The organism is Natranaeroarchaeum aerophilus (assembly GCF_023638055.1).
GTDB classification, from domain to species: Archaea; Halobacteriota; Halobacteria; order Halobacteriales; family Natronoarchaeaceae; genus Natranaeroarchaeum; species Natranaeroarchaeum aerophilum.
In genome coordinates this window covers 547,666-573,544 of sequence record NZ_JAKRVY010000001.1, presented here as the reverse complement: position 1 = coordinate 573,544, position 25,879 = coordinate 547,666, and the positions used below count along the sequence as shown (strand labels likewise).

30 protein-coding genes are annotated in these 25,879 nt (G+C 55.5%); 15 read left to right on the top strand and 15 right to left on the bottom strand.

The genetic code is table 11. The features are described from left to right. Positions 1 to 20 precede the first annotated feature (20 nt). Positions 21 to 1,397 (bottom strand): hypothetical protein, encoded by a 1,377-nt coding sequence (locus AArcSt11_RS02920; protein ID WP_250594453.1) that lies wholly within the window; start codon positions 1,395 to 1,397, stop codon positions 21 to 23. A gap of 80 nt (positions 1,398 to 1,477) precedes the next feature. On the opposite strand from AArcSt11_RS02920, the gene AArcSt11_RS02915 reads away from it, so the two are divergent. After that, the gene (locus AArcSt11_RS02915) at positions 1,478 to 1,837 is read left to right on the top strand and encodes a hypothetical protein (RefSeq protein ID WP_250594451.1); all 360 of its coding nucleotides are present in this window, start codon (positions 1,478 to 1,480) and stop codon (positions 1,835 to 1,837) included. 998 nt (positions 1,838 to 2,835) lie between these two features. Here the strand turns inward: AArcSt11_RS02915 and AArcSt11_RS02910 are convergent. Continuing rightward, complete coding sequence (locus AArcSt11_RS02910) at positions 2,836 to 3,324, bottom strand: DUF8154 family protein (RefSeq protein WP_434803491.1); 489 nt, start codon at positions 3,322 to 3,324, stop codon at positions 2,836 to 2,838. Next, positions 3,317 to 3,907 carry a nucleotidyltransferase domain-containing protein gene (locus AArcSt11_RS02905; protein ID WP_353617684.1) on the bottom strand — a complete coding sequence of 197 codons (591 nt, stop codon included), beginning with the start codon at positions 3,905 to 3,907 and terminating at the stop codon, positions 3,317 to 3,319. Before AArcSt11_RS02905 ends, AArcSt11_RS02910 begins: the two co-directional genes overlap by 8 nt. A 254-nt stretch (positions 3,908 to 4,161) precedes the next feature. Here AArcSt11_RS02905 and AArcSt11_RS02900 point away from each other — a divergent pair, with 254 nt between their 5' ends. Continuing rightward, positions 4,162 to 4,749, top strand: coding sequence for an antitoxin (locus AArcSt11_RS02900; RefSeq protein ID WP_250594445.1), 588 nt, complete (start codon positions 4,162 to 4,164; stop codon positions 4,747 to 4,749). 108 nt (positions 4,750 to 4,857) lie between these two features. Here AArcSt11_RS02900 and AArcSt11_RS02895 read toward each other — a convergent pair whose 3' ends face one another. Next, positions 4,858 to 5,451, bottom strand: coding sequence for a site-specific integrase (locus AArcSt11_RS02895; RefSeq protein ID WP_254714696.1), 594 nt, complete (start codon positions 5,449 to 5,451; stop codon positions 4,858 to 4,860). Between the two features lie 423 nt (positions 5,452 to 5,874). Here AArcSt11_RS02895 and AArcSt11_RS02890 point away from each other — a divergent pair, with 423 nt between their 5' ends. Continuing rightward, on the top strand, positions 5,875 to 7,002 hold the full coding sequence (locus AArcSt11_RS02890; RefSeq protein WP_250594441.1) for a hypothetical protein: 1,128 nt from the start codon (positions 5,875 to 5,877) through the stop codon (positions 7,000 to 7,002). 218 nt (positions 7,003 to 7,220) lie between these two features. After that, entirely contained in the window at positions 7,221 to 8,045 is an 825-nt protein-coding gene (locus tag AArcSt11_RS02885) for a hypothetical protein (protein ID WP_250594439.1), read from the top strand. A 343-nt stretch (positions 8,046 to 8,388) separates the two neighbouring features. On the opposite strand, the gene AArcSt11_RS02880 is transcribed toward AArcSt11_RS02885, so the two are convergent. Further along, positions 8,389 to 9,108, bottom strand: coding sequence for a DUF8102 family protein (locus AArcSt11_RS02880; protein WP_250594437.1), 720 nt, complete (start codon positions 9,106 to 9,108; stop codon positions 8,389 to 8,391). Positions 9,109 to 9,911: 803 nt separating this feature from the next. Here AArcSt11_RS02880 and AArcSt11_RS02875 point away from each other — a divergent pair. The 8 genes from AArcSt11_RS02875 to AArcSt11_RS02845 all read left to right on the top strand — a co-directional run bounded on the left by AArcSt11_RS02875 (position 9,912) and on the right by AArcSt11_RS02845 (position 15,822). Next, positions 9,912 to 10,928 (top strand): tyrosine-type recombinase/integrase, encoded by a 1,017-nt coding sequence (locus AArcSt11_RS02875; protein ID WP_250594435.1) that lies wholly within the window; start codon positions 9,912 to 9,914, stop codon positions 10,926 to 10,928. A 249-nt stretch (positions 10,929 to 11,177) separates the two neighbouring features. Then, the gene (locus AArcSt11_RS02870) at positions 11,178 to 11,420 is read left to right on the top strand and encodes a DUF7563 family protein (RefSeq protein ID WP_250594433.1); all 243 of its coding nucleotides are present in this window, start codon (positions 11,178 to 11,180) and stop codon (positions 11,418 to 11,420) included. Next, entirely contained in the window at positions 11,417 to 11,545 is a 129-nt protein-coding gene (locus AArcSt11_RS16920) for a hypothetical protein (protein ID WP_259371228.1), read from the top strand. The genes AArcSt11_RS02870 and AArcSt11_RS16920 overlap by 4 nt, the downstream gene beginning before the upstream one ends. Before the next feature lie 207 nt (positions 11,546 to 11,752). Next, on the top strand, positions 11,753 to 11,962 hold the full coding sequence (locus tag AArcSt11_RS02865) for a sigma factor-like helix-turn-helix DNA-binding protein (protein WP_250594431.1): 210 nt from the start codon (positions 11,753 to 11,755) through the stop codon (positions 11,960 to 11,962). Beyond that, the gene (locus AArcSt11_RS02860; RefSeq protein ID WP_250594429.1) at positions 11,959 to 12,270 is read left to right on the top strand and encodes a DUF5658 family protein; all 312 of its coding nucleotides are present in this window, start codon (positions 11,959 to 11,961) and stop codon (positions 12,268 to 12,270) included. The genes AArcSt11_RS02865 and AArcSt11_RS02860 overlap by 4 nt, the downstream gene beginning before the upstream one ends. Beyond that, on the top strand, positions 12,267 to 12,758 hold the full coding sequence (locus AArcSt11_RS02855; protein WP_250594427.1) for a phosphatase PAP2 family protein: 492 nt from the start codon (positions 12,267 to 12,269) through the stop codon (positions 12,756 to 12,758). Before AArcSt11_RS02860 ends, AArcSt11_RS02855 begins: the two co-directional genes overlap by 4 nt. Next, positions 12,755 to 14,377, top strand: coding sequence for a DUF7845 domain-containing protein (locus tag AArcSt11_RS02850; protein ID WP_250594425.1), 1,623 nt, complete (start codon positions 12,755 to 12,757; stop codon positions 14,375 to 14,377). The genes AArcSt11_RS02855 and AArcSt11_RS02850 overlap by 4 nt, the downstream gene beginning before the upstream one ends. 524 nt (positions 14,378 to 14,901) lie before the next feature. Next, entirely contained in the window at positions 14,902 to 15,822 is a 921-nt protein-coding gene (locus AArcSt11_RS02845; RefSeq protein ID WP_250594423.1) for an SDH family Clp fold serine proteinase, read from the top strand. A gap of 40 nt (positions 15,823 to 15,862) precedes the next feature. Here AArcSt11_RS02845 and AArcSt11_RS02840 read toward each other — a convergent pair whose 3' ends face one another. The 7 genes from AArcSt11_RS02840 to AArcSt11_RS02810 all read right to left on the bottom strand — a co-directional run bounded on the left by AArcSt11_RS02840 (position 15,863) and on the right by AArcSt11_RS02810 (position 22,587). Then, positions 15,863 to 16,249 carry a PD-(D/E)XK family putative nuclease gene (locus AArcSt11_RS02840; RefSeq protein WP_250594421.1) on the bottom strand — a complete coding sequence of 129 codons (387 nt, stop codon included), beginning with the start codon at positions 16,247 to 16,249 and terminating at the stop codon, positions 15,863 to 15,865. Continuing rightward, positions 16,236 to 16,454, bottom strand: coding sequence for a hypothetical protein (locus AArcSt11_RS02835; protein ID WP_250594419.1), 219 nt, complete (start codon positions 16,452 to 16,454; stop codon positions 16,236 to 16,238). Before AArcSt11_RS02835 ends, AArcSt11_RS02840 begins: the two co-directional genes overlap by 14 nt. Positions 16,455 to 16,731: 277 nt before the next feature. Then, a complete protein-coding gene (locus tag AArcSt11_RS02830; RefSeq protein ID WP_250594417.1) occupies positions 16,732 to 17,916 on the bottom strand; it encodes a P-loop NTPase family protein in 1,185 nt (394 codons plus the stop codon). Next, positions 17,909 to 18,712, bottom strand: coding sequence for a hypothetical protein (locus AArcSt11_RS02825; RefSeq protein WP_250594415.1), 804 nt, complete (start codon positions 18,710 to 18,712; stop codon positions 17,909 to 17,911). Before AArcSt11_RS02825 ends, AArcSt11_RS02830 begins: the two co-directional genes overlap by 8 nt. Further along, complete coding sequence (locus AArcSt11_RS02820) at positions 18,709 to 19,260, bottom strand: DUF8063 family protein (RefSeq protein WP_250594413.1); 552 nt, start codon at positions 19,258 to 19,260, stop codon at positions 18,709 to 18,711. Before AArcSt11_RS02820 ends, AArcSt11_RS02825 begins: the two co-directional genes overlap by 4 nt. 2 nt (positions 19,261 to 19,262) lie before the next feature. Beyond that, positions 19,263 to 22,151: a WD40 repeat domain-containing protein gene (locus AArcSt11_RS02815; protein WP_250594411.1), complete on the bottom strand. Its 2,889-nt coding sequence runs from the start codon at positions 22,149 to 22,151 to the stop codon at positions 19,263 to 19,265. 10 nt (positions 22,152 to 22,161) lie between these two features. Then, positions 22,162 to 22,587 (bottom strand): DUF8023 family protein, encoded by a 426-nt coding sequence (locus AArcSt11_RS02810; protein WP_250594409.1) that lies wholly within the window; start codon positions 22,585 to 22,587, stop codon positions 22,162 to 22,164. 113 nt (positions 22,588 to 22,700) lie between these two features. Here AArcSt11_RS02810 and AArcSt11_RS02805 point away from each other — a divergent pair, with 113 nt between their 5' ends. Then, positions 22,701 to 22,880, top strand: coding sequence for a DUF8053 family protein (locus AArcSt11_RS02805; RefSeq protein WP_250594407.1), 180 nt, complete (start codon positions 22,701 to 22,703; stop codon positions 22,878 to 22,880). Here AArcSt11_RS02805 and AArcSt11_RS02800 read toward each other — a convergent pair. Further along, positions 22,877 to 23,101 carry a hypothetical protein gene (locus AArcSt11_RS02800; RefSeq protein ID WP_250594405.1) on the bottom strand — a complete coding sequence of 75 codons (225 nt, stop codon included), beginning with the start codon at positions 23,099 to 23,101 and terminating at the stop codon, positions 22,877 to 22,879. The two genes, AArcSt11_RS02805 and AArcSt11_RS02800, sit on opposite strands and share 4 nt — an antisense overlap. Before the next feature lie 43 nt (positions 23,102 to 23,144). After that, on the bottom strand, positions 23,145 to 23,732 hold the full coding sequence (locus AArcSt11_RS02795; RefSeq protein WP_250594403.1) for a tyrosine-type recombinase/integrase: 588 nt from the start codon (positions 23,730 to 23,732) through the stop codon (positions 23,145 to 23,147). A gap of 166 nt (positions 23,733 to 23,898) precedes the next feature. Between AArcSt11_RS02795 and AArcSt11_RS02790 the strand changes: the two genes are divergently transcribed. Continuing rightward, entirely contained in the window at positions 23,899 to 24,348 is a 450-nt protein-coding gene (locus AArcSt11_RS02790) for a hypothetical protein (RefSeq protein WP_250594401.1), read from the top strand. A 26-nt stretch (positions 24,349 to 24,374) separates the two neighbouring features. Here AArcSt11_RS02790 and AArcSt11_RS02785 read toward each other — a convergent pair whose 3' ends face one another. Continuing rightward, positions 24,375 to 25,169, bottom strand: coding sequence for a hypothetical protein (locus AArcSt11_RS02785; RefSeq protein ID WP_250594399.1), 795 nt, complete (start codon positions 25,167 to 25,169; stop codon positions 24,375 to 24,377). 233 nt (positions 25,170 to 25,402) lie between these two features. On the opposite strand from AArcSt11_RS02785, the gene AArcSt11_RS02780 reads away from it, so the two are divergent. Continuing rightward, a complete protein-coding gene (locus tag AArcSt11_RS02780) occupies positions 25,403 to 25,879 on the top strand; it encodes a type IV pilin domain-containing protein (protein WP_250594397.1) in 477 nt (158 codons plus the stop codon).

The window sequence follows — 25,879 nt, the reverse complement described above, 5'->3', positions numbered from 1 at the left end:
CTAGTCAGAAACTGATACTTCTACAGCATACTATCTCTTTCTTGTTCAAGGAAGTCGATGTACTGTTGAACGCGGACATCGGGATCATTTTCGAGCCGTCGGAGATCTGATATAGTTGTCTGATACTTCTCTATGGCAGCTTCGATATCATTGTCTATAGCTAAGACTGTTGCCTCAATATGACCAAGACTCTTTTTTGCTTGCGCCACTTTCCGCCGATCAAAGTCATAACTACCAACTGACTCTCCAGTAGCAATCACTTTTGCATTTTGGAACGCTTCTTGTGCTGCTTGCCAATTTTTATCTCGTCTGTATTCATGTCCTAACGAAATCTGCTCCTCAAATCTTATTCTTTGGTGAAAGAATTCCGGCAGCGGGCCAGTAAGTGTTGTAGCCGCCGAGTACAGCATTGGATTGATTTTTGCATTTCCATGATAATCCGTACCAGCAAATCTCAGGTACTGGTAAGTGGCATAGTGAAAGTTCTCTTCAGCTTCACTACCTGTAACTGCTACTACATCCCCCCAGGATTTCCATCGATCCTCATTGGCATTATTTGCCTTCTCGCTTAGCTTTCCGTAAGATGTCTCATGAGGAACTAGACGGTTCTTGATATAGTCTCTTGCAGCGTCTTCTCCTTCAGTTAATAGAAGATGAGCAATCCAGCTTGCAGGAACGATTGTGTTCCAAGATGGGTCGTAGCTAGTTGGGTTAAATCCTATATCTTGTAATCTCTCTCGTTCATTTGTGAGATAGTTATGAATCCAACCTCGGCCCAGATACTCTGCGAGAATATCATTAATTGAGATCTGTGTTAGATTCTCGGCACGGTTCCACTGATCTACACGGTCCTTTAGCATCTGATACGAATTGATGCCTTGCGGACCACGATCATCAATGCGCTTTGCGAAATAACCAGTGGCCGAACGATACATTACATTCTCAAACTGTCCAGAATATTCTGCAAGTTCATCCATAGTTGTTATAAAAGCCTCGTACTGAAGAGTAGCTCTACAAGCTGTCCGAAATTCCCACTCTAGTCGAGAATCGCCGTAATATCGGTTGAGTACATCAATTGCTTGTTCACCACGTCCATCAATAGCAGAAATCACTGCAAAATATGCTGGAGCCGAAAAAAGCGATATATGATACGACTTCCCAATTGTTTGTATAGATATATTCCCACGCATTTTGCCGCCTTTCTCAAGCTTGATTGTTATTTTCCCTTCTTGATTGTCGACTTGTTCAATAGTACAGAATGGGGGTGAATTAATTTCCAGGGGATCCGGGAGATTATCAAAACGGAGCTCTCCCAAGGTTGATTCAGCCTCCGGTTCTTTGACGTGAGAAAACACATAGCTATTGTGTTGGCCTAAATCATCACGAATTATGTCCATGTGTTAACATTATCAAATACCTCATCTTACATAAACGGCTGGGTCTACAGAGTCAATACGCCATTCCCCCCGAGGAAATCTTGGAGCCGCTGACCCGACCGGGGACCTTCCAGGACGATCGGCTGGACCTTCTCGACGAGAGCATCCAGGACCGGGTTGACGCCGGTGAGACGCTGCTGGCAGTCATCCTGGCCCTCGAACGGGCGGACGGTCCGGTCGAGACCGCCGCCGATGTCCGGTGGATCGTCGTCGGTATGCAGAACTCGGACGAAGTCCCCAGTGAACGGGATGTCAAGAGTGCGCTCCAATTCTTGAGCCACCCGAGTATTGGAGTCGTCGAACAGGCCGAAGAGGGATATCGGATCGTGACGAGCTACGAGAACGCCGTCCAACTCGTCCGGTCGGTCGGGGAGATCGTGCAATCCCCGGACAAAAAATAGGTCGGGGCGGCCGGTCTCCCTCGTCTGTGTCGGCCCCTGCTCTATCGTTCCCTTGGAACCCCCTACTAACTGACCAGCTCCCCCGGCCAACTCCCGGACCAACCCGGCGACGCGGAACGTAGTTGTCTCAGACACCTCGGAACCGAATTCCGACGTTTCGCCCGGACAGAAAGACGGTTTAAGCGATAGATGGACCAACAGTATTTGATACCGAAAGCCGGTTTCGACTCATATCCGTGTATCCCCGAGTAACCCCCGGCCTCGCCGGGACTCGTCCGACCATTCGATCCGATTCAGTAGGTGGTGGATCGGTACTCTTGTATAAGTCGAATACGGCGGTTTCGCCAGGCGAGAAAGACGATTCTGCCGACAGACTGGTATTGGTTCTCTCCGCTCTCTGCTAATTCCTGTTAGGAATAGCCAGTTCTCTGAGACCCCGACTATTTCATCCCGACGGGCCGGGAATGGCCAACCCATGCCCCGGCCATTGGACTTGTGTTCTTAGACCGAATTTCGACGTTCCGCCCGGCCGAGATCCCGGTTCTGCGGATAGTCCGGATATCACTCCCTCGTCAAGTATTCCCCACTGACGAACTCCCTGCTCCCCCCGACCAATTCGACCGGACAATAGGTGGTAATTCGCTACTGTTGTATAATCCGAATATGACGGTTTCGACCGGCGAAAAAGACGGTTCTGCCGACGGACTGGGATCGCCTTGCTCAGGTTTCCACTGAGTCGTTGTTAGAAATACACACTTTTCCGATACCCTCGGCTAATTCGCCCTGACAAGCCGGGAAAGCCCGCCGTGCTCCCGGCCATCTCACTCGTGTTCCTAAACCGAATTTCGACGTTCCGTCCGGCCGAAATGTCGATTCTACGGATAGCTCGGATCACACTTCCGTCGGCAAGCATTCCCCACTGACGAACTCCATGCACCCCCGACCAACTTACCGGGTTCCAGGACCCGGTCCCTACCTATTCGCCGAGGGGGTTCAGGTCATTCCCGACAGAGACACTCGTGAGACACCCGGCTCATGTCGACGAGGTGCCGGTGGACGTCGGCGGCGAGTCGGTGCATCGCCTCGGCTTGCTCTTTCGTCGCAATGCCGAGCCGGTAATAGGTCTTCGTTCGGTTCCGATTCCACAGCTCGGCGAGATCATCCCCGAACGCGTCGTCGTACAGGCCTATCTCGGCCCCGCGCTGGTATAGCCGCCGGTGGCTGCTAATGACTTCCTCGGGGGACATCGCCCCGTCGTGGATCAGCCGAAACTGGATGGTTCGCTCGATCGCGACAAATGCCGACTCGATTACAACGGTGTAGTACCCCTGGTCGAGCAATGTCGATCCGACTTCTAACAGTCGGCAAGCGCGACGAAGTTGGACCAACTCCGCGTCATCTACATCCAATCCTTCCTCAATCGTTCCCGGGCTCCCCTCGAACGTTCGTTCAGCGGCAATCAATTGGTCGCGAATCTCGTCATTCACCATCGGCGTACACCTCCGCCCGGAGCTCGGTGAGTTGGTCGGACTCGACCAACGTGATCCCGTCGTCGAACTGCGCCCGTAGCTGCCCACCTATTCGCCGGGCGCTGTCTGTCGATTCGACGAGCGGCTGGAACGTGTACCTGTTCCCCTCGAACTTCCGGTCCTCTAGGTCGGCGACGATCGACTGGACCGTGCGCCTGGCCTCCGTCTTGTCGCCGTCGACGACCACCAGGAGATCGATGTCGCTGGTCCTGTCGGCATCACCCCGGGCGACACTACCGAAGAGGAGGACCCCGACCAACTCCTCCACCTCTTCCTTGAGTCGGTGCAGGAACGCCCGAATTGGTTGGTGGAACTCCGTCTGGGGAATGGCGAGTACTGGCTCTGGCTTCGTGAGCCGCTCGCGATTGATCTGCACCTGTTGAGCTCGACCGTCCTGTGCAATCTGCACGGCGTCGAGTTCGCCAAGCAGTCCGACTGCCTTGGAGATCGTGCCCTGATTGGCTTCCGTGAGGGTTGCGAGTTCACTTATCGAGTACGCAGTATACGGTTGGTCGATCAGGATATCGAGAATGTCCTGCATCGCCTGATACCGGAATACCCGCTCATTCGGGAACGGATACTCCAGTTCGATCGAAATAGACTCTTTCCTATTAGGCATACTATTCCTAATAGGAATAACTTGAAAACTCTGGTGGTGAACTAGTGGTCCTGTAGAAATGTCGAGTAGCGATCGCTCCAGAGGACCGTGCTGAATACAGCGCACAGATGTTTTAAACAAGTTCCACAGGCATGGGTGGAGAATGAATTATTACGTGTGAGGCAGTGTTCATGTCCATGCCCGGAAATGCTAGCTGGGGAGAATTACTTGTTGGCGCATATCACCAGCTCCTCAACGAATGTGAGCTTGTAAATTATAACAATCGCTCGGCAGAACCAGGAAACCAGATGGAGACTGATGTTCTCGCAATAAAAAACGATAGTGAAAACAATAAACAGCACATCTACGTCTGCGAGGTTGTAACCCATCTAGGCGGCAGTCTGTACTCTGGCACGCCAGATGATAAGGAAGGTTGGTGGATGGACTATTCAAACACCAGTTCCTACCACTACTCCTTAGAGACGCTATGGCGAAAATTCATAGATGCCCATCAGTACGTTGACGAGACCTTTCCCAACGCTGAGTATTCGTTCCAGTTCTGGGCACCAGTGGTGACAGGCAGTCAAAATCACGGATATCTCATCCAAGGACTTGAGAAGCTTGAAGATGAATTTGAGGATGAAACTGGTGAACAGCTGGAACTCATTACCAACGCCAAATACTCCGATCGGATCGAGGATTTACGAGACAAAGCAAAGGATGACACCAGTAATTATGGCTCCCCCGCATTCCGGTTCCTCCAAATCCTGGAAAATCTAGAGTGAACAGCCGATTAGTAGGCCGGACAGATCTCTGTATTTATAGGGTGAATATGATCTCAACAGAGCCGATCTAATCCAATTCACGACGTGCTTGCTACGGATGGCTTCCCGCTATACCTGCATAGCCTCCCCAATACGCGACTCGGTTGGCTCTGCAAGGTAGGGCTCGACGGCGGAGTAGTCAGACCAACCGCCGATGCTCATCATAGTCCGGACATCGACCTGGCGCTCTACGAGATGATAGGTCGCCCAGGAGCGACGAAGATCGTGCGAAGAGACTGATTGCCACCGTTGCTCCCCTGTTTGCTCTGCGATGGCGTGAGCGGCTTCTTTCACCCAACGACGGACGGACGGGGTGCTGGCGTCGACCCACGGCTCGGACGGGCTGAGACCACGCTCACGGCTGAATTTGTGGATATCATCGGCAACGTCGTCGGGCATCCACGCATCGCGCGTTTTCTTTGCTCCACCTTTCGTATTCTTTCCCTGAACCTCGAAGAGCCAGATGTCGCCGTCGTCGGAGTATCGGAGGTTACTGTCGCTCGGGTAGCTCACCTCTGACGCTCGAAGCCCGCACCGGCCCATTAGTTGGACAGCCACCTCACGGGTCCAGCCGTCTTCCCCAGCTGTTCGCTCCAGCTGCTCTAATTTGTCCGGGGAAAGCCAGCACTTCGTCACGTCGTTGCTATCGTCCACACGAACCATAATCGGAAATCACTGCGTATCCGATTATAACTTTGCTTCTTCTCGGGTGGTCTCACCGAGATTGGTGGATCAGAGGGCTGTTTGTAATCGGATTATGGAATAACCCGATCAGAATTAGTTTACAAATACGTGCCTGTCTGGCGAAACAGTTACTAGCGTCACCACACGCGGATGGCCGGAAGAGCCCGAATACGAAGACGGGGTTATCAGTGGCTAGTCGATACCCGTTTACGGAAGAACTACGAGACAACGAGTGAACATAGACATCTCGATTCCACTTTCAGTGTGAGGCTGACCACTATGTACGTGTTTCACATACATTTATTTGAGGAGAACCAAAAACCCCCAGATGTAAAAAGACGGAATCAGAAATATCCAATAACACACCCCTCTATGAATCTGGATCCCGACCGGTACCGAGATATGAGCAAACGGGAGATCCTCCGTGAGTTCATCGAACACGTTGCCACCTCGAAAGAAGACAACGAGGACAAGGAACACCGGAGTGGGAGTTCTACCGATCTTAATCTCTATTTGTTGGACAATCAGGGGATGGAAGTAGGATCACTCGACGACTACATCAACCACATCACCCAAAGTAAACGGGTTCGCGGGCACGCTAAAAAATTCGTCGAGAAGTACACATTCTCAGAGGAGACGCTCGGTGACGATACAGCAATTGTCGGAGTCACCGTTCCGAAAAAGTCACGCACAGATGAATCTGTGTGGATCGCCCATGGCGAGTACATTTGGGTGCTCACGACTGTGCGACAGAAGTGGCGTAAGAAGACGATAGAGAAGCTAATCAAGTACCTCCCACAGGTCGAACGTCTGTATCTCTCGTCAGATTACTTGGATGCAGTTACCGATGATAATGTTATTCAAGACTCCTACGTCTCCGGATTTACAGCAAAATATCACGCTCCATACGCTGAGCGTAAAGCGACCCTCCGGTTCCATGGGGGGCGCAAAGAAGATCTTGAGAAGGCCGAGGAGGTCTTCGATGCGAAGCCAACCCGGATTGAGTTCGATCAGACGAATAGTCCAACCGCGGCTATCCAAGGATCGAGTACTAATGAGGGACGTCTCTCCTTGCAGTCTGTGGTGCGAGGATCGCAAGACAAAGCTGTGGAAACGCTTCTGAGTGTCTCTGAGGAGTACCAAGATCTGGACAAGGCCAGTTTTGAGGTCGAACATGCGCCAACACACAGGAGTACTGATACAGGATTTTCCGTAGACGGGTTTACTGCGATTGAGTTGACTAACCCAGATCGGGACGCCGAGTCTAACGAGTCGTTGATTGAGGAACTCAAGGACAATGTTCTGAACGGGAACCAGTACCGGTTCGGAGAGCGAGAGCGAGATACGCTTAGGGTTTACGACACACACCACGACGAGATATTCGATCTTGCTGTTGAAGGACCGAACATAATCGTATATCCGCGTGAGACAGCGACTTCGATGAGTCTGAGAGATATCGTGCAGGAAATCTTCGAGTACGACTCGACGTACTCTCAAAATAAAGTCGGGAATCCGGTTGCCTCATCGTAATATAAATGTCGGGATCGCCAGAAGTGGATCGGCAACTGAGAGAGAAGCAAACCTACAATCTATTCTACAGTGCTCTGACAGCTCGCGCGTCCCCCTGCCTCGCTGACCATGGATGGCGTGTCCCTATCAAGTTCGGAGAGATCAATGATCCGTACGCTGGTGTTGTGGCTAGACCTGACTTTGTACTGTACGACGGGGACACGTGCTTGCTCGTAGAGGTGAAATCAGGGGACAATATTCGCGAACGAGATATTGGCCAGATGGAGCACTGCAACCAACTCTCTATTGATGGGGTTGAAGAGGAACTGGAAGCGGCGGAAGTACAAGACAAAACTCCGTACAACGGAGAAGTGCAGACCATTGATCGCTGTATCGTCTATCACGATATCGACGAAGAGTGGGTTGAGCAGTGCCGAAACGAGTGGGATAATTGCCAGGAACAACTCGAACGGCTAGAGCAGGAAGCGGCGGTTCTGACACAGGACTTCGGTGGCACGCTGCGTCGTGTTGCTGGAGAGTTCGAGTCCGGGCGTCTGCAACACCGATTTGAGGACGGCATTGAGCTTCCCGTGAACCCCAAGGAAGAGTTTGTTTTGACTGAGCAGATGGAAAAGGAAATTCTAGCCGTTGCAATCTGTGGGATTTGGGGTGAACAGGCAGTTGGCTACGATAATTCGGTGAGGGTAAACGTAAACCAAATTCGCGATCACTTTGCGCCAACATTCAACGTTCCCCCGACACGAGTGAACCGAGTACTATACTATCTGACTGAAATCGATGCTTGCGATCACGTTGAGGACTTGACGTACGAGTTCTCCCGAGATCATATCTCAGAGGTGTTAAGCATCATCCAGACGGTTCGTGATCAGCGTGTTGAGGAGGTTTTGGACGACGTTGACGAGAATCATATTCCGGATGAGCAGCAGGCAACGCTCGATATGGTTTCGGATGAGGTCATGGCCAATGGTAGTGACGAGGATGAGGAGGTTGTTGATGATGGTGAAGGCGAGATGAACGATAATGATGAAGAGTCGGAAGACTAGGAAGAAGACGAGAGCAAGAAGTAACTGCTATTCCCTTTCGATTGTTGTGTAACCTGGCTCTGTTGAAGTCCCCAACCTGTGATAGACCTTGACGGCTGTGCTGAACGTGCTCTTTAAGTCTTGCACGGATAGATCTGCCAAATTCAGAACAAACGACGCTTTTCCGTTTCCCTCGGAGAGATACTTTAAGGAGACGATCCCCAGAATTATCGTTCTCAAATTACGGACCCCATCGCGGGATGGTGTGGTACCCCCATTGTATCCAAAATTATTGGGAATGAATATGAACCATTCAACAATTTCAAGAAAATCAAACTAATAAGAGAAAAGGTAAAATTTAGAACTATTCTCGGTTATTCTTGTCTTGTAAGTCTTCTTCAATCAACTCCATTTCGTCCGACTCCTTTATCATCTGTTTCCTCATTTCCATCATTCTTTCAAGCTTTACTGGGGTTTCCATCGGGTCACTTCTGTCCAGCTCTTCAATATCGGCTTCAGAAAGTTTTCCATGTCTGACTAGAAGCCCAATCTCTTCTGGTGTCAGTGGCTCCTCATTTGACTGGGTGAATTTTTTGTATATCTGAGCAACATCTGGTTCATATTCGATATTGATGTCAACAGAGACAGATTTTATATCTCCAAGCATAGCCCCCTTCTCATTGGTAGCGATCCCCCTAAAGACTCCTGTCCTAACATTTTCTTTCAACCATTCGGCATCTCCCTCAGAACTCTTATATAAATACGAAATTAGTGACGTGACATAATGATCTAATTCATCCTCATCAAAGTCCTCAAACACCTTTTCCCTTTGATCAACATCAAGATAATTCTCTAACAGTTCAAAGTCCTGCAGTCCATTTTTTATACGCTTTCGGATCTCTTGCTTTCTATTTAATTCCGACTGTTTGTGCTCATATTCTCGATTGCCAACAAGATACTCCCGGTCAGTTTTTGAAAGTATACCTCTGGGCCGATCTAAATCAAAAAGACGAGGATTGATATACCTGCCCCGGTCTCCCATAATCTCTTCACTAGTATCTGGCTGATTATCTTCGTCAATCATTAACTGGTTTCTACCTAATATACGGGGAAGATATCATAAAACGGTTTCTCTTAGCCCCATCTGTTGCATCTGGCTCAAACTAGCTATACTGTTATTCGTTGTACATAGAGGGAGTCTACTTCGTCTTAGAGTCGTGGCTTGGCGGTTTTTGAATCCAGCGCGTGGTAACCGATAGAAGGTTGTAGTTCCACGAAATCAGGTATTAGTTATATATGGCCTAATTATTTTTTCAATTAGTCCGAAACAGTTTTACCAGTATGTTACATTATGGTAAATTGCATTGGCATGACCAGATCAAACGAGGCTCGAATTCCGTGTTCCCGCGAGACACGCAAGCTCCTCAAAGCTCAAAAGAGGGGTGGCGAGTCCTACGACAAGTTGTTAGAAAAGATGGTACAACAATACAACCCAAACGACGACGTTAATACCACAGAATAACCGCTGCTATGGAACAGTTCAACAACACGCCCGAAACCTTCCCGGCCAAGGATACCAGTTTCGGGCGTGTGAGGAAATGGATCGGGCCAGATAGACCAGATCCTGTGCTTCAGGCTTCGTCTGGCAGGGATATAACGGTTAGGGTGGAGCCTGAACTCCACCTGATATCCCCTATCGGCTCGATCGGTTCGCAAAACCGATCTAATGCAAAATAGAGACGCTACATCGAAAGCTCGAATCGCATACAACTACGTACGAGACGCTCCGGAGTGGGACGAAGACTATCGTCTTACCATCGACAACTACGTCACAGCCTTCACTTTTGTCGCTGAAACGGGAGCCAGACGAACGGAGGCGGAAAGCGCATGAGCGACGACGATCTTCAACCGCTTCATATTGAGGACGGTATCGATCGTTTCCTCCGACACCACGAGTCGGGTGTCGGCGAGTCGACAATGGCCAACGCCCGCACGCGGCTGCGCCACTTCAAAGAGTGGGCCAACGAAGTCGACATCGAGAATCTCAACGAACTCACCGGCCGCGACCTCGCTGATTTTGTCGCCTGGCGGCGTGACGATATCGCGCCCGTAACGCTTCAGAAGCAGCTGTCCACGGTTCGGATGGCGCTTCGGTACTGGGCTAACATTGAGGGCGTAACAGACGGCCTTGCCGAGAAACTCCATAGTCCCGAGCTGCCGGACGGCGCTGAAGCACGCGATGTTCACCTCGAAAATCAGCACGCTACTGAGATCCTCGAATATCTCGATCGGTACGACTACGCCAGCCGGCGGCACGTCGTCATTTCGTTACTCTGGCGGACTGGAATGCGACGGTCGGCTCTTCGGTCGATAGATCTCGATGATCTTCGTCCAGAGGAACACGCCGTCGTTCTCGAACACCGTCCAGAAACGGATACGATACTGAAGAACCACGATGACGGCGAGCGATGGGTCTATCTCGGCCCTCGCTGGTACCAGATCGTCGACGACTACATCGACAAAAATCGCATTAACGTGACTGACGACCACGGTCGTGAGCCTCTGCTCACCACTCGCTACGGCCGCCCGACCGGCGACACTATCTATAAATGGGTCAACATGGCGACGCAGCCGTGTGAGTACGGGCGAGACTGCCCACATGATCGCGATCCGAAGACCTGCGAGGCTAACTCAACGGACGGCTATCCGAGCCGTTGCCCGTCGTCGAGGTCACCGCATGGGCTTCGTCGGGGCTCGATAACCTACCATCTCACACACGGCACTTCGCCGGAAGTCGCCTCCGAACGGATGGATGTCAGCCTCGAAATCCTGTACAAACACTACGACGCTCGTGACGAGCGCGAAAAGATGAGTGTCCGGAAAGATAATTTACCAGACAAATGAGTTTCCAAGTTATAGCGGAACGATTGGAGAATTGCATATCAAATACTCAGAGGTTCCTCCCCGACGAGTCCATCCGACTTCATACACGTATCGAACTATCCAGTTAGCGGCACGCTCAGGCGTCAGTACGCCAAAGTGCGCACACGTTCTGGAGCGAAAAAACGCTGACTTTGATCGAATTACGTCGGCCGCGGGTTTCGGGTCCGCGCTGTCGGGTGATTTAGTAGAAGGTTTCCGGGGGTGGTCGGCGTGTTGAAACTCGTCACCGAGAGCGACGAGTCCGCCACCTGCCGGAACTGTGGAGCCCACGTCTCGGAGGACTTCCAGCGGGTGTTCGGTGACGAAGATCACGTCGCCCACCGCTGTCCTGAGTGCGATACCAGCCGCCGACTGACCCGCGGGAGTGCCGCCGGGCGCGAGGTTGCGGCCACCGATCCCGAGGATTCGAGCGCGCATCGGAGTAATGAACAGGCCGCGGGGTGGTCGGCGTGACGGACGGACGGGACCCGCGTGTCGAGATCTCCGGATTTGACGACCTCGACGAGGCGAGCGAGCTGAAAGAGTGGCTCGTCGAGAACGCACCGATCCGCAAGGAGGTGATCGACGTTGCCGAGTGATGAGTGCACGCACGGCACCTACCGATGGGAGTGTGTCTGTGGCTGGTCAATCGAACGCGAAAAGCGTGCGTCAAATCTCCCTAAGGAGAACAATGAGCGGATCGCTCGGTCGGTCGCTGAGGTCCACGAGACGCGGCCTCGTTTTGGGGAGATAGCGGACGAAACCCATGCTGTGTCGCGAACGGATACTAACCGAGGGGGTTCTGAGTGAGTCAGAGCCAGCTCCCCGAGTTCGTCGGTGTCCGTCGCGAGGATCTCGACAAGCTCACCGACGCCGAGCGGAAGGCGTACGTAGCCTGTCGGATCAACGGTGTCGGCGTTCGCGAACAGGCGCGCTTCAGCGAGCGATCTCCCGGTACGGTCGGGAACTTGCTCCGGCGTGCCGAGAAGAAGCTCGACCAGCGGGGTGACCGATGATCCCCGAGCGTGGGCTGTGGGCGGCACTCGTCGCGCTCGCTGCCGGTGACGCCGCAACGACGATCACGGCACTATCGCTGGGGCTGCCGGAGGCGAACCCCCTCATTGACGCGCTGGTCGCCTCTCACGGACTCGTCGCTGTCCCGCTATCACAAGTCCTGTACGTTGGGCTGGCGAGTGCGGTCGTCGCCGCGGTCGAGCGCGGGCATCGGACGCCCGTGTTGCTCGCCGGAGTGATCCCGAGCGCGCTGGTCGTTGCGAACAATCTGGCATGGATCATGGCCGCCGTCGCGGGGTGGTCGGCGTGATCCGGAACCCGGAGACGCTCGAATCCTTCCGCGGTTCGCTTCCCGAGTGGCTGATCGACGCCGCGGGGATCGTGACGACCGGCGGTGATTACCTGGTCGTCGTTGCGATTGCCGTGGGACTGTGGCTGGTCGCCGAGCGGGATCGTGGACCGTGGCCGGTCGTCGCCGTCCTCGGTGCGATCGGGCTCACGACGCTGCTGAAGAACGCGCTCGGGTTGCCCCGGCCGCCGGTCGCGGAGATCGGCGGGTACGGCTTCCCGAGCGGTCACGCCCTGGGGGCGACTGTCGCGTACGGTCTCGTCGCCCGGCGTCTCGATGTCGGATCGGTTCGGCTCCGAACCGTGCTCGCCGCCCTGGTCGTCGCGACGATAGCGGCGTCGCGGGTCGTGATCGGCGTCCACTACCCGGCCGACGTGATCGTTGGCGTTGGGCTGGGCCTTGCGTATCTCGCTGGTGTCGAGCGGCTGGTAGCGAGGTGGTCGGCGTGACACACGTCGCGACAGCTCCCCACGAGATCGAGGGGAACCTGAACTTCTTCCAGAATGGGCTCAGTCCGTACTGGGCGATCTCGAAGCTCCTGTTTCACGGCTTCGACGGCTACTCCGGAGACCTCACCACGGAGATCGCCGGAGAAGAGTGGACGATCAACCTCAAGTACCAGAAAGGAGGGATCGCCCCGCGCTCCCAGGACGACGTCGAGGAACGACTGTACGAGTTCCGGATCGGGGCGTACGGGCACGGCGAGCGAAAAGCCAACTTCCACGTTCGCCCGCGGTTCGCCGGGATGGAGCACTACGAAGAGGACAAGAACATCACTTCCCCGTGCGATAGCGATGACTACCCGGACGAAGCGACGAACGTGAAGTTCTCGGGGAGCAATCTGGAACCAGATACCTACCCGGTTCTACTCCGGAAGGTCCTACAGGAGCTGGCCAGCGAAGCCGGGATGGGATTCAATTCGAGTGCCTTTGTCAGGATCCACCCGACGAGCAACATCACAAGCTACGAGCGGTACGTGCGGATCCAACGCTCGATGTCTCAGAAGTACATCCGCTCAACCGGTGCGTTCCGGCGGATCTTCGAACTCCTTGCACAAAAGGAGGGGTCGAGTGTCGTCTACAAACCCGACAACTGTGGGCCGAACAAGGATATCGTGGGCTACAACCACCGCTTGATTATCCCGAAGACCGACGCCCGCGAGTTGATCCCGATGCACACGCGGGGGAAGCAACTGAAACACTACCACCCCGAGTATGTGAACGGCGACGAAGACAACCCCTTGCACCATCCGAAAGTCGGCGTTCTACTGAAGAAGTCGCTGAACAAGAGCCGAGCGTTCAAGTGGGACAACTGCGACGCGCTCCGGCGGGAGATCGACGAGACGCTTCTCAACACGCTCCGGTGGTCGGATATCCCGGTCGGCGCGGGCGGGACCACGTTCGTCGCTGACGATCACTTCGAGGCGACGGCCGCCGAGGAGGACGTCGAGTTCTTCGAGGACCCGACGCCGGAGATCGAGGCGAAACAGGACGCGCTGTTGATCACCACGCTCCGAGACATGACCGAGGCGGATGTCGATTTTCTGGAGGCGCTGGTCGACGAAGGTGACGGCCAGCATCCCCAGGAACTCGCGAACAACGCCGACCGCGGGATCTCGACGCTGTACCGGTTCCTCGACCGGCTCGATGGGCTGGTCCGGAACGACCGTGCCGAAGTTGAGTTCACCAGTCGGAAGATCGAGCAGGAGATTGCCGGGATCGTCGAGAGCGCCGAGCACCGTATCGAAAACGCAGCCGATCGAGCGGCCAAGCTGATGAACGTGAACGTCCGGCAGTCGGCGTCGAGCGCGTTCCAGAAGTGGATGCAGAAGTACGCCGCATCGTTCGATTTCGACCCGGACAGTAACGACACGACGGTTCGGATCGACACGCGACTCGGGGAGTTCAAAGCGTCCTCGTACCCGCTCGTCGAGGACGTCCTCAAGGAGGCAAAGAAGGCCTGGGTAAAGGACAGTCGCGACGTCGCCGAGCTCCTGGAGGCGCGCGTCGAGTGGCTGAACGCGGACGGCGATCGGCGACGCAGTCGGGTGCGTTCGCTCACCCGGTAGCGCCCGACAGTCGAGTGGCAACGCTATTTTTCGACCCCAGTAGTTCAAGTGGAGTTGTAGTTTTCAGGTGCTTAGGTATAGTTTACTTTACTTGCAGGCAGTGGCTACGCGGTGATCGGGCCGCTCGGGGGAGATCTCCAGACGGGAGTGTTCCCACCGAGCGGGACACACCCCTTAGGGAGTGTGCCTAAGGGCACTGGCCAAAAAAAGTACCCCGCACCGCTGAGTTCCAGTTGATCCAGATGATCCACTGGAAATGGGGGCGTCTGAGGGTTGTTTTTAACGGGGGCGATATTCACCTTGAACAGATTTATGTTAGGACGGTCAACAATAGCATATCTATGGTGCAAGATGTTCCACAAAAGTCAGATGGGAGTAACGTTGACGGTGAGATGAAGAGAGTTATGGAACTGATGGAAATGGAACGTGATGTTGAGCACATCTTGTCCTATGATCCAGACTCTGAGCAAGACTCGACGGATCACGTCGTTCAGACAGTCGCAACGAATACTACGAGATAATCTATGCCCACTTGGGGCGAAATAATCGACGAGATTCAGGAAGCACAAGATACGAGTCCGTCACCTTTTGACAGGGTTCGACAGAAATATCTAGAAAAAGTAGCAGACGAGACTGGCCGCGAGGTTCTTCTATATTCATCCGGTTGGACTGAACTTGATGTTGATTCTCCTCAATTCTCTATTACAGATACAGATGTTCAGGGGTTCATGGAAACTATAAGTCGCGTAGATAGTGACGAATTAGATCTTATACTCCACAGTCCAGGGGGTTCAACGGACGTTGCAGAGCAGATTGTTACTTATTTGCGAGAGAAGTTTTCTTCTATCCGGATCATCGTTCCACAGGCAGCGATGTCGGCTGCTACATTGATGTGTTGTGCAGCTGATGACGTTGTGATGGGTCATCACTCTGCATTAGGTCCTACTGATCCTCAAATGCGAATCCCAACAAAAACAGGCCAGCGCTGGGTTCCTGCCCAAACTATCGTTGATCAGTTCAACGAAATTGATGATAAGATTCAAGCTGGAGAACAAATCGGACACTATACCCCGATATTGAGTCAATACGATCCAGGACTTAAACAGCAAGCCGAAAATTCGATTGACTTAACTAATCGATTGGCAGAGCAGTGGGCAGAAGAGTATATGTTTGATTCTGACTCAAATGCTGCAACAAAAGCATCCAACCTATCTAGTTATCTGAGTAATCACACTAACTTCCTCAGTCACAATCGCCGCATTGGACGAAAGCATCTCAAACAAAATACTCCGATGAAGGTGACCAAGCTAGAGAGTAACCAAACGTTACAGGATGCAGTTCTTTCTGTGTTTCATGCAGTTACTGCAACCCATAGTCATCAACAGCATACTAAAATCATCGAGAATCATAATGGCGATCTATACGGACGTCGGGTCCAGAACTAGAATACCCGGGTCATAGCTCGATACTTCACGAACTCATTGATTATTTAAAAACTGAGCGTATCTGTAGCTTCGCCTGCTTGGTCCCACGATGATCACCGCCCCCGTGCCATCGAAGTAACGGGAGATCTCCCGCTCGGACCATCCTGTCGTCGAGCACAGTCAATCCCGACCGACCATGCGGCCGGTACACCACGAAACAGTACCAGCCGTCGTGACGCCGGAGCTTCTCGTGGTACTTCCGATAGACTTTGAAGTTCCCCGGCTGGCCGTCCGAGTGCTCGCGCATCGTGCTTTTGATCTCGACTGGCGTCCCGTTCTGAAACCGAGCATCGTGCCAGCTCGCCCGCTCCAGCGAGAACCGACGCTTCCGCGCCATCCGCTTCTCGCAGATCGTTCCGAAGTGGTTTGCGCGCTTACTCCGGTTCATCGGTGGCTCTCCAGCGGTGATCGTTCCGAACGGTCGCCCGGATCACCACGATAGTCAACCAGCCCAATACGAGCGTACCGAGCCACTCCCCGGAGACCGCAGCAAACACACCGAACAGGAACGTGATCCCGAAGATCATCCAGTTCACTGGATCGTACAGCCGCCAGGCCTCAATACGCGCGCGTCGAATTTTTTCGAAAACCATGATTAATTCTGTTGCTTGAGAAAGGTCATTGATTCGTTACTCACGAAAACCTTCGGACGCGAGCGGGACGGATCGGTCAGCCAACGCACCGCGGGCGGGAGATCGCGTTCGTCCCACGCGCCCCGCGTGCGGTTATATATATTCCTCCGCTCGGTGAGAAGCCAGCCGAACAGCCCATCGGTCGCTTCGCTCCCCGTCCCGCGGGGAGCGAGCGGTGGGCTACGGGCCTGAGTAAAGGGGGGTTGCTTGAACTTTGAAGGTTGGAACCCCGACGCTCTCATGCTATCACCGACTCCACGCTTTCAACCCATTCGCGCTTTTGCTGGTCGCCCGAGTCGTAATCTTCCAACCAGTTGTACACCGTCGTCGACGAGTACGGGACGTACTCGGCCGCCTGATTCGGCGTCATCCCCTGGTCGCGCACCGCCGTTTTCACCGTCCACATGGCGACACGCTTCACGTCCGCCTCCTCGAAGCTCTCGCCGTCGTCGCCACCGCCGACCGGAGCGTCCCACGACCACGGAGCCTCGTCGTTCGTATGCGGCTCGAAGTCTGCGGGCGGGATCCCAGTGAGCGGCTGGGGATCCACGTCCTGGAGCTTCCCGCCGGAGATCCGCTCAGCGATGAGTGCCTTCCCGCGGTTGTTCCGATCCGGCTTTTTGATGATCGTGCCGACCCGCCAGAGTAGCGGGTGGATCGACGACTCGTCGTGGCCGATGTAGATCAGCGCGCCGCCGTACTTGCGGATCTTGAAGACGAGCGGCCCCATCAGCTTCCGGACCTTCTGACCGTCCTTGCCCGAGCCTGAGGCGTTCGTCGAGAACTCATCACCGATGAACAGCTTTGGCTGTTGGGCGTTCTCGACGGGATCGCCGTCCTGCTGGACCCACTCACTCAGGAGTGGATAGTTCGGTATCCAGCCGTCCTCGACGCTCCCGTCGTCGCGCACCCAGTCGTCGTTGCGCGGGAGCGTCCGAATATTCGAACCGACCATGAGATTCCCGTCGACCCAGCGCTCGCGGAGCTGGGCGAGCAAGCAAGCGAAGTTCGTTTTCCCGGCACCCATCTCCCCGAGCACAACGATCACCGGGGCGGGACCGGCGACGATCTGCCGGAGCCGGGAGATCGCCTTGATGCCCGAGAGGTCCGCCTCCTGACTTGGGTCGCCGATATAGTGCTTGAGCGTGAGGGTATCCCCGTTGTCGAGCGCGTTCCGGGCGGTCGTCGCCCCCTCGGCTTTGAGGATGTCGCGGTTCTTCCCGACGTCCATGTACGTCGCGGCGGCCTTGCCGTCCCAGCGGTCGGGATCGTGGTGGACCGCCCGCATGGTCATCTGCCGATCGACCTTCTCGTCGCGGACAAAGCCCGAGTGATCCAGCACCTCGTCGGGATCCCGCGCGAGATTGCCGTCCTGGTACTCCCGAAAGCCGCCGACCGTGAAATTGTCCTGTTCGTCACTCATTCGTACCACCGTCCGTGGCCGCCTGCTGGCGGGTCTGTGGCGGTCCGCCGACCGCGTCGATCCCATGCTCGTCGGTGTACTCGTCGACGTAGTCGTTCATGTCGCGGATCTCGTCGATCGAAGCGTCCTCGACGTCGTCGCGCGCCGACTCGAAGCGCTCTTTCACCGTGGTCCGCGGGTTCATCAGCCCGCGCTCGTCGGCTTCAGCCTCCTTGTTGACCACGTCGCTCTGGATCTCGACGCCCATTTTCGAGATCCGCCCACGGAGCCGGTTGCTGGCGATGAATTCCTCTATCAGATCCCCGTGAATGTCTTCGAGCATCGCCTTCACCGTCACCAGCTTCGAATCGGCGAGTTGCGAGAAGTAACAGCCGCGCACGCGGAGCTGGTCGAGTTCCTCGTCGTACTCGAACTCCCGAACCTCGTAGGCGTCGCCGTCGTTCACGGGATACGGGCTCGGGCCTTCGACCTTCTTTGCGTCCCACAGTTCCGGCGCGACGTCGAGCTTCCGGCGCTTGTCGGTGACGCCGTTGATGTGGTGTACCTCGACCATGTGGCGGTTCCGGAGCTTGCGCGCGCCGGTGACGAACATCGCCAGCAGCGGCGGCCCCAGAATCAACAGCGCGGCGAACCAGCCGAACGCGATCGGCGGAACGCCTGGCACTGACGGCCGGAACCACAGCAGCAAGACGCCGATGCTGAAGGCGATCCCGAGCACGACCAGCTGGCCCTCGGCAGCGATGTACGTCAGTCGGTCGGACCACCCGCCGAAGGTGCCTGAAGTGTCCCCGCTCATTTCTCAATGACACCCCGGTTCTCGGAGCGCACGACGTAGCCAGCAGCGAGCCCCGCTAGCAGGACGGTCATGCCGACGCCGGAGAACAGTCCCGACGTGCCGCCGAAGTGCCGGAACGGGTTCTCCTCGACGTCGGTCCCGGTCGAGAGGTACGCACCGGTCCCCTGCGCGAGACTCTCCTGGGTCGAGATCGTGACTGCCGCGCCGTTCCCGTCCCGCGTCGAGAAGGTGACCGTCGACTCGCCCTCGGGGATCTCGACGGTCTCGAAGTTGTACGATCCCGAGCCTTCCTCGAAGCCGCCCGCTTCGGTGATCCCCAGCTCCGTGTCCTCGTCGGCGTCGACGGTGATCGTGAAGACACCGCTATCGTAGGACCACTCGACGACTCGCGTCTCGGCGTCGATCAGTTGCTCGTACTCGTCGCCGAGGTCGTCCTCGAACTCGTCTGTCTCGTTGGTCGGCGTCTCCTGTGCGGTGACGCCCATAACACCCATGCCCACCGCCAGAGCTACCGATACCGTCAGTAGCGCAAAAAAGAAGCGGCGCATGGTCAGTTACCGATGAACGGAACGGCGTCACTCACGACCGACCAGATTACCGAGACCACGATCGCGGCGATCACGGCGAGCCCGGCGAGTTGGGCACCGAAGCCGTCGCCGCCGAAGTCCGGCCCCGAGACAGACGGCCACCAGTCGCCCCCGTCGTCGTCATCGTCGCTATACAGGTCCGTTTCCTCAATGATGTAATCGCCGACTTCGGAGATCTGGATACCGTACTCCTCGTTATCCATCGAATCGTAGTCGGGAGCCGACCAGTCGGTCGAGTCCGTCTCGATCTCGCCCCCGTCGAGTTCTTCGGCTTCGAGGATCAGGTTCAGGTCGTTGAGGTCAGTGATGTCGTCGACGCTCTCGATCTCCTCGATGTCGGCCACGATGTCCTCGATGTCGCGGTCGGCTTGCGCCTCGATGTCGGTGATCGTCTGGTCGGTGATCGGCGAGATCTCTTCGCCGTCCGAGTCCGTCATCTCGTCCAGCGTAAACGTCCCGAGTGGCAGTTCGATCTCGCCGGAGTCGAGTGCATCATACATGAGCGCACCATCGACAAGACCGTCAACATCTGCGGCGTTTGGAGACGGAACAGAGAATCCGGTCGCCGGTTGATTGTTTTCTTTGAATATGCTGGTTACGTCAGCAGTGTCCACGTCGAGGATCCGACTCACATCATCGCTGTAATCCTCGGCGATGAAGTGGGATTCATCGTACCGGAGCGAGACAGCCCTGATATTATTCGTGCCGAACTGGTTTTGCGAGTTGATTTCACCGTCAGCGGTATCGACAGTGAAAACGTAGCCGTCGCCATTGCAAGCGGCGACAACATCATGCCCTGCGTCGAGGTCGTCGATCCGGTCGGTGAAGTGGTTTACAGACCACACTTCGTCAAGCGTAGACCACTCATACTTGACGAGGTCGTCGGTGTCTTGGTCAACTGTGTAGAGGTAATCCCCGTCAGGAGATGCAGAGCCCTCACGGAGTCCGTTTGCTACGGTGGCTACAGTCTCGAAATCACCGTCGTAGATGGTAATTTCGTCGTTTCCACCAGTTGCGAACTCAGTCCCATCGGGGTTTGCGAACAGACCGTCAGGATTGAACGATACGCTTTGTTCATCGACCACGTCGGCAGTTTCCCGATCAATTTTGAGAATCGGGTCGTCGGATAGGTAACCGGACGCCATTAGATGACCGTCTTCCATCACGCAAAGGTGGCGGACGAAATCGTTGGCGTAGTCTTCTTGCCAGTCGAGTGTACCGTCAGCGGCGTTAATCCGTTCGACGGTAGTGTCGTAGCAGACGTATATCGCGCGATCTTCGGGAGAATACACCATATCCTCAAGACCACCAGTATCGTGGCTCCAGAGTTCTTCGCCGTCGAAGGTGTGAAGTGTCACAGTGTCGTCGTCGTTCGACTGTCTGAAGTAGTACTGTCCGGCGAGGTATTCGCCGCCAGACTGAAATCCATCGGCAGGGGTTTCACGGGCGAATAGTTGACCCTCGTAGGTCTGTGTTTCCTCAGTTTCGTCGAGTAGGACCTGCTGGCGGTCGCCGCCGTCGGTGCTCTCAAAAGTCCGATCAGTAAACCCATCGTAAGAAATCACCATACTGGCAATTTCAGAAAGGTCAGACTGATCGAGGCCGAGGATTTGCAGGAGCGAGAGGCGGTACCGGTGCTCTGTTGCGTCGGTCGATCCCGACATGAAACGCGCCTGACCTTCGACACCACGGACTTGCGAGGCGTCGATCGTGCCGTCGTCGAGGCCGTCGAATAGCTGCTGGACGAACTCAGTATCGTAGTTGGCGACGATCTCGTCGCTCTGCTCCTCGATGGTGTCGAAGTGTTTGACGTACTCCTCGGTCTCAAATGCGATTAACCCCGACTCGTCGATTTCAGGGACGTTCGGAGTGGTGAACTGGCCGTTTGTGGTCCATTCGTGGTTGTCCCCCTGGATGACGACCTCTCCGGCAGTTTCGTCCCACGAATTGATGAACTCGGAGAAGGGGACCTCGTAGCTATCACCCCCAGAGGTGAAGAAGCGCATCTTCGTGTAGTATGATAGCTGGTAGCCGTAGCCGTTGTGCAGGTCGGCGGATTCGACCGGACCGTCGTAGTCGTCGGCGTCGGAGTCGGCGACCCATTCCTCGTTGGTTGGTCGGCAAAAGACGTGCTCGTCGGTGCCGTCGTAATCGGCAAGAGCAGTTGCCCAACCATTTTCCTCGGGTAGTTGGTCCTCGTCAGTCCCAGCTTCGGCGATGAAACCGAGTTGGACCATGGTGAACACGCCGATCTCCCAGTGGTTCGCCTCGATGGGTTCGTAGTAGCCCCGAATACGTTCGAGAGCGCGAGCGTAAGCGTCACTCGCTGCCTCGCCGTCTTCCCATCCCGAGGCGATCCCGTGGCGGGCCTCGATGTTGGCGATAGTTTGGGCGTCAGTGAGGCGGTTCGACAGCATCGCCTCGAAGTTATAGAGTGCCTGCTGTGCATCCCGTGCTTCCATCCAGAGAGTGGCGGCCTCGGCGCTTTCGAGGTCGTCTTGATCGGGACCCCAGATATATTCGCCGAGGAGATCTACACCTTGCCAGAGCACCCACGCAGGCGGTGACGCGGCGAACAGTAGCCCGGACGATAGGTCCCGAGGATCATTGCCGCCGTCGGTGGTGATCCAGAAGTCCTCGTCGAGATCCTCGTCGATCTCATCGCCCTGGACGCCGTCGTCCTCGTCGTCAGCTGTAGCCGTCCCCGCAGCGAGTGCAGTCCCGCCGGCCGCCGCGGTCCCGCGGAGGAACGTCCGGCGGTCGAGCACGGTGCTCGGAATCGGACCCCCCTCTGAGCGGTGGGCCGTGGGCGTGGGCGGTGGGCTCTCGTCGTCAGTTGGTTGTGTACTCATACTTGGGACCTCACTTGTAGGCGATCAGGTAGAACGCGGCGCCGTTGAGCATGACCAGGAACCAGCCGAGGAACCACTGCGCTTCGACCGTGTTCGAGACCAGTGGGACCAGCGCCATACTGACGTTCAGCACGATCGCCAGCAGGAGCGTGATCGTTTCGACGTCGGTGAAGTCGTCGACGCTCGTCTGGCCGTTGGTCACCCAGGCGGTGACGATCGTGATCATGGTCACGACGAAGCCGAGGGTGATCTCGGAGCCACCCGCGGCGTACAGGATGTCTTCGAAGCCCCAGTTGATCGGATCGTACAGCTCGAGCGAGCCGACCGCGGCCGTGCTAAAACTCGCCAGCACGAACAGCGGAGCGAGTACCGCGTCGATCAGGTCGATGCCGTCTTCTCGTCGGACCCCGTCAGGGATCCAGTTTGCATAGGACATTGCGACGAGACCGGCCACGCGTGCCGCGGAAAAACTTAGGATTTCCTTGGTTTGACCACCGTTTACCCTCTGGTTACACCACTTTTATTAGACCGTACGTTGCCCGCTCAGTTATGGCAGTCAACAAACTCCGACAGCTCGACTCGAATAGTGCCGGTGTGACGATCCCGAAAGACGATCTCCGGCTTGACGGGCTGATCGACGAGAACGGCGAGATCGACGGCGAGCAACACGCGCATATCCGACGCGAAGGACCTGGGAAGTGGACCGTCGAAGTGGTCGAGGATCTCTAAAGATCCAGCTCCACGTCGGCAGTCGGTTTGTTCGAGGCTTCCATTCCCGCAAAATAGGCAAGGCTCTGGTCAAAGTTCTTGTCCCGCATCTCCTTCAGCTTCTCTTCATGGGACTCCAGATAGTGCTCTTTGAGTTGGTCTTGCCTTTCGTCTAAAGACAGGTTTTCTGGGTCTTCGAATTGGTCACACCAACTGCAATAGAATCCACTTTCTTCAGTCATAGAAGGGGAATTGAGTAAGGTGATCAAAAGTTCATTCGATGTCTCATAACCAGCCGACTTTCCCTCTTTCTCGCTGTTGGGCTTCCGGCGAGTACGTCCCGCGGTAGTGTTCGAGAAACGTCTCCAGATCGTTCCACCCGCCCCAGTCGCAGACCAGCAGGGCGTCGACGTCGGCGCTGGCGAGCGCGGTCGCCCAGGTACGCCGGAGATCGTGAAAGCCGAGATGGTTCCACCCCTCGTCATCGGTTTCGTCCTGGAGGCGATCGGCGGCGTTCTGGATCCACCGCCGAAGCGAGCGCGTCGACGTGATGTCGAGCAGCGACGAGTTGGCGCTGGCGTCGCGCACGTCGTCGATCGTGCGGATGGTCGTCGCGAGATCCCGCGGCACCGGTGTCTCCCGATACTGGTCGCCTTTTCCATGCCAGACACGGAGCATCGTTCCGGCGTCAGTGTCGACGACGTGCTCCGGCGCGACGTCGAGGACCTCGTGGCTTCGAAGCCCGCACCGAGCGCCGAGCGAGAAGGCGATCCGCTGCTGGGTGCCGTCCGCCTGATCGATCAGTTGGTTCACTTCGGACTGGCTGAGCCAGACCTTCATGTCGTCGCGTTGGGAGTGGGCTTTCAGATTCATGTCCGGGTAGCCTGTAACCCGGACGGCAACGCGGGGGGTAATGTCGTTTTTGGTGGGGTTTCCCGGCGTGATCGGGGCGGGATCCGTCCGACTTTCCCTCTCTTTCCGGACGAGTTCTCAACAGAAGAACTAGTCATTTATTGGACAGGGGTAAAAATCACTGGCCATGGCTAACAGCGTCACAAGTCGAAGAAAAATACTCGCTTCAAGTGTTGCAGTATCAGTTCTCAGCGGTTGCCTCGGTGCTGATGAAGGAGATGAAAATGAAGATGAAAACTCTGGGAATAATGAAGAAGAAAATGATTCGACAACCGAATCAACTGTCCCACAAATGGCTATAGACTTTGATTTCGAGAATAGTGGCGAAGGGGCACTAACTCATTCAAGTGGAGATTCGGTTGAAGAGCCAGACTCTCTGGAAGTCATCATTAATGGAGAATCTGAAGATTGGGTCACTGAGTCGAATCCGACCGTCTCAGCTGGAAGTCAGTTTGACCTCGGCTCTCATAGTGCAGTCGGGGAAGAATGGTCAGGGGAGACAATAACGCTTGAATGGGTCTCTGCGGACGAGAGCGATTCTGCCACAATTAGCACCAGTACTGCGCCGAACGAGTAATCTCGTTATTTAGTCAATAAGCCTGATCAAAATGGCCGGGAGTTCCCGTATAGAGCATCGGCCGCCTCAGCTGAAAGGTAGATGTTCTTCTCGCTGACGGTAACCGACTCGCCGGCGACGTCTTCGATCAGGCTCGCCAGCTCCTGCAGGTACGCTTTGGATCGTTGCTCTCGAAAGCCCATCACCAGCCGGTCGTGGTCCGTGTAGCGGTTCCGAATGTAGACGTCGACAAACTCGGCGCGGATCTCGTCCGGCGCGTTGTCGAGATACTCCGGCAGCGAGAACGCCGATTGGTCGCTCTTTTCGCCCTGAGGCGCGCCGAGGACGACCAGCGCCCGCCCGAGTACGCTGGCGTGGTCCGTGGGCACGATCTCGGTGGCCCGGTCCGACTCGTCGGCGCGCTCGCGTCGCCAGTCGAGCCCCAGCGTCTCCAGCGCGTCGGTCACCCGTGACTCGGTCGCGTCGTCGACGGCGAAATGCGGGACGAAGGTCTCCGAGGAGATCGACCCCCCGGAGAAGATCCACGCGACGAGCTGGTTCAGCGCCGCGAACTCGTCAGTTTCGGGGCCGCCGAACCAGTCGCGGTGCTCGGCGACCTCGACGGCGCGGGCGGGATCGGGCTTTGCTCCGTTCTCCCACGAGCGGATGCGCCCGCGCGGCATCTCCAGTTTCGACGAGAGTGCGCTGGAGCCACTGTCTGGGTTCTGGGCGGCGACGTCGAGATACCGCTGGTAGTCCTCTACGGCCTCCCATGCGTCCGAACGGTTCTGTACGTCGTAGGTGCGCGCGAGAGCTTTGGGCGATAGTCCGGTAGTATTCATTTTATTATAGACACATGCTAATTAGGGTCCATTTATGTAGTAGTTCATCATATTTGGCTCAAGTTTTATTAGGGGTGGATGTCTTCCTACGTGTAACGCCGACAGCACGCGAAAGGACAGGCGAGGAGGGGTGTTGTAGCCCTCGACCCCTTGCCTCATCTTACACCACGCAAGTGTAAGATATTAATCCTTTGGCCGCATGTCGGCGCAACCAACGAAAACTAAGGAAAACTATGGATTTCAAAAAACTATTCGAAACAGACGGCGACGAACGGGCTGTTTCTCCGGTTATCGGAGTAATTCTTATGGTCGCCATAACAGTAATTTTGGCGGCTGTGATCGGTGCGTTCGTGATTGGGATTGGTGACGATCAGTCAACCGTCCCACAAGCGAGTTGGGACAGTAATCAAGATAATCAAGTAGATAACGGCGAAGATGTTGAAGTTGAGATTACTCATCAGACCGGTGCCACCATCGATGAAAGCAACTTAGCGGTTACAATCGATGGCGATGACGCCGACGACTGGGTGACTAGTACTTCCAGTCTGAGTCCGTTTGGCGATCCAGTAAGCGCAGGATCTACCTATACGATTACAGATGACGACGATAGCGGCGATAACGACCTAAATGAAGGAGAAACAATTCGAGTAGTGTGGACCTCTGATGACGGCGGTGACTCGTCTGTACTATTCGACTTTGAAGTCCAGTAA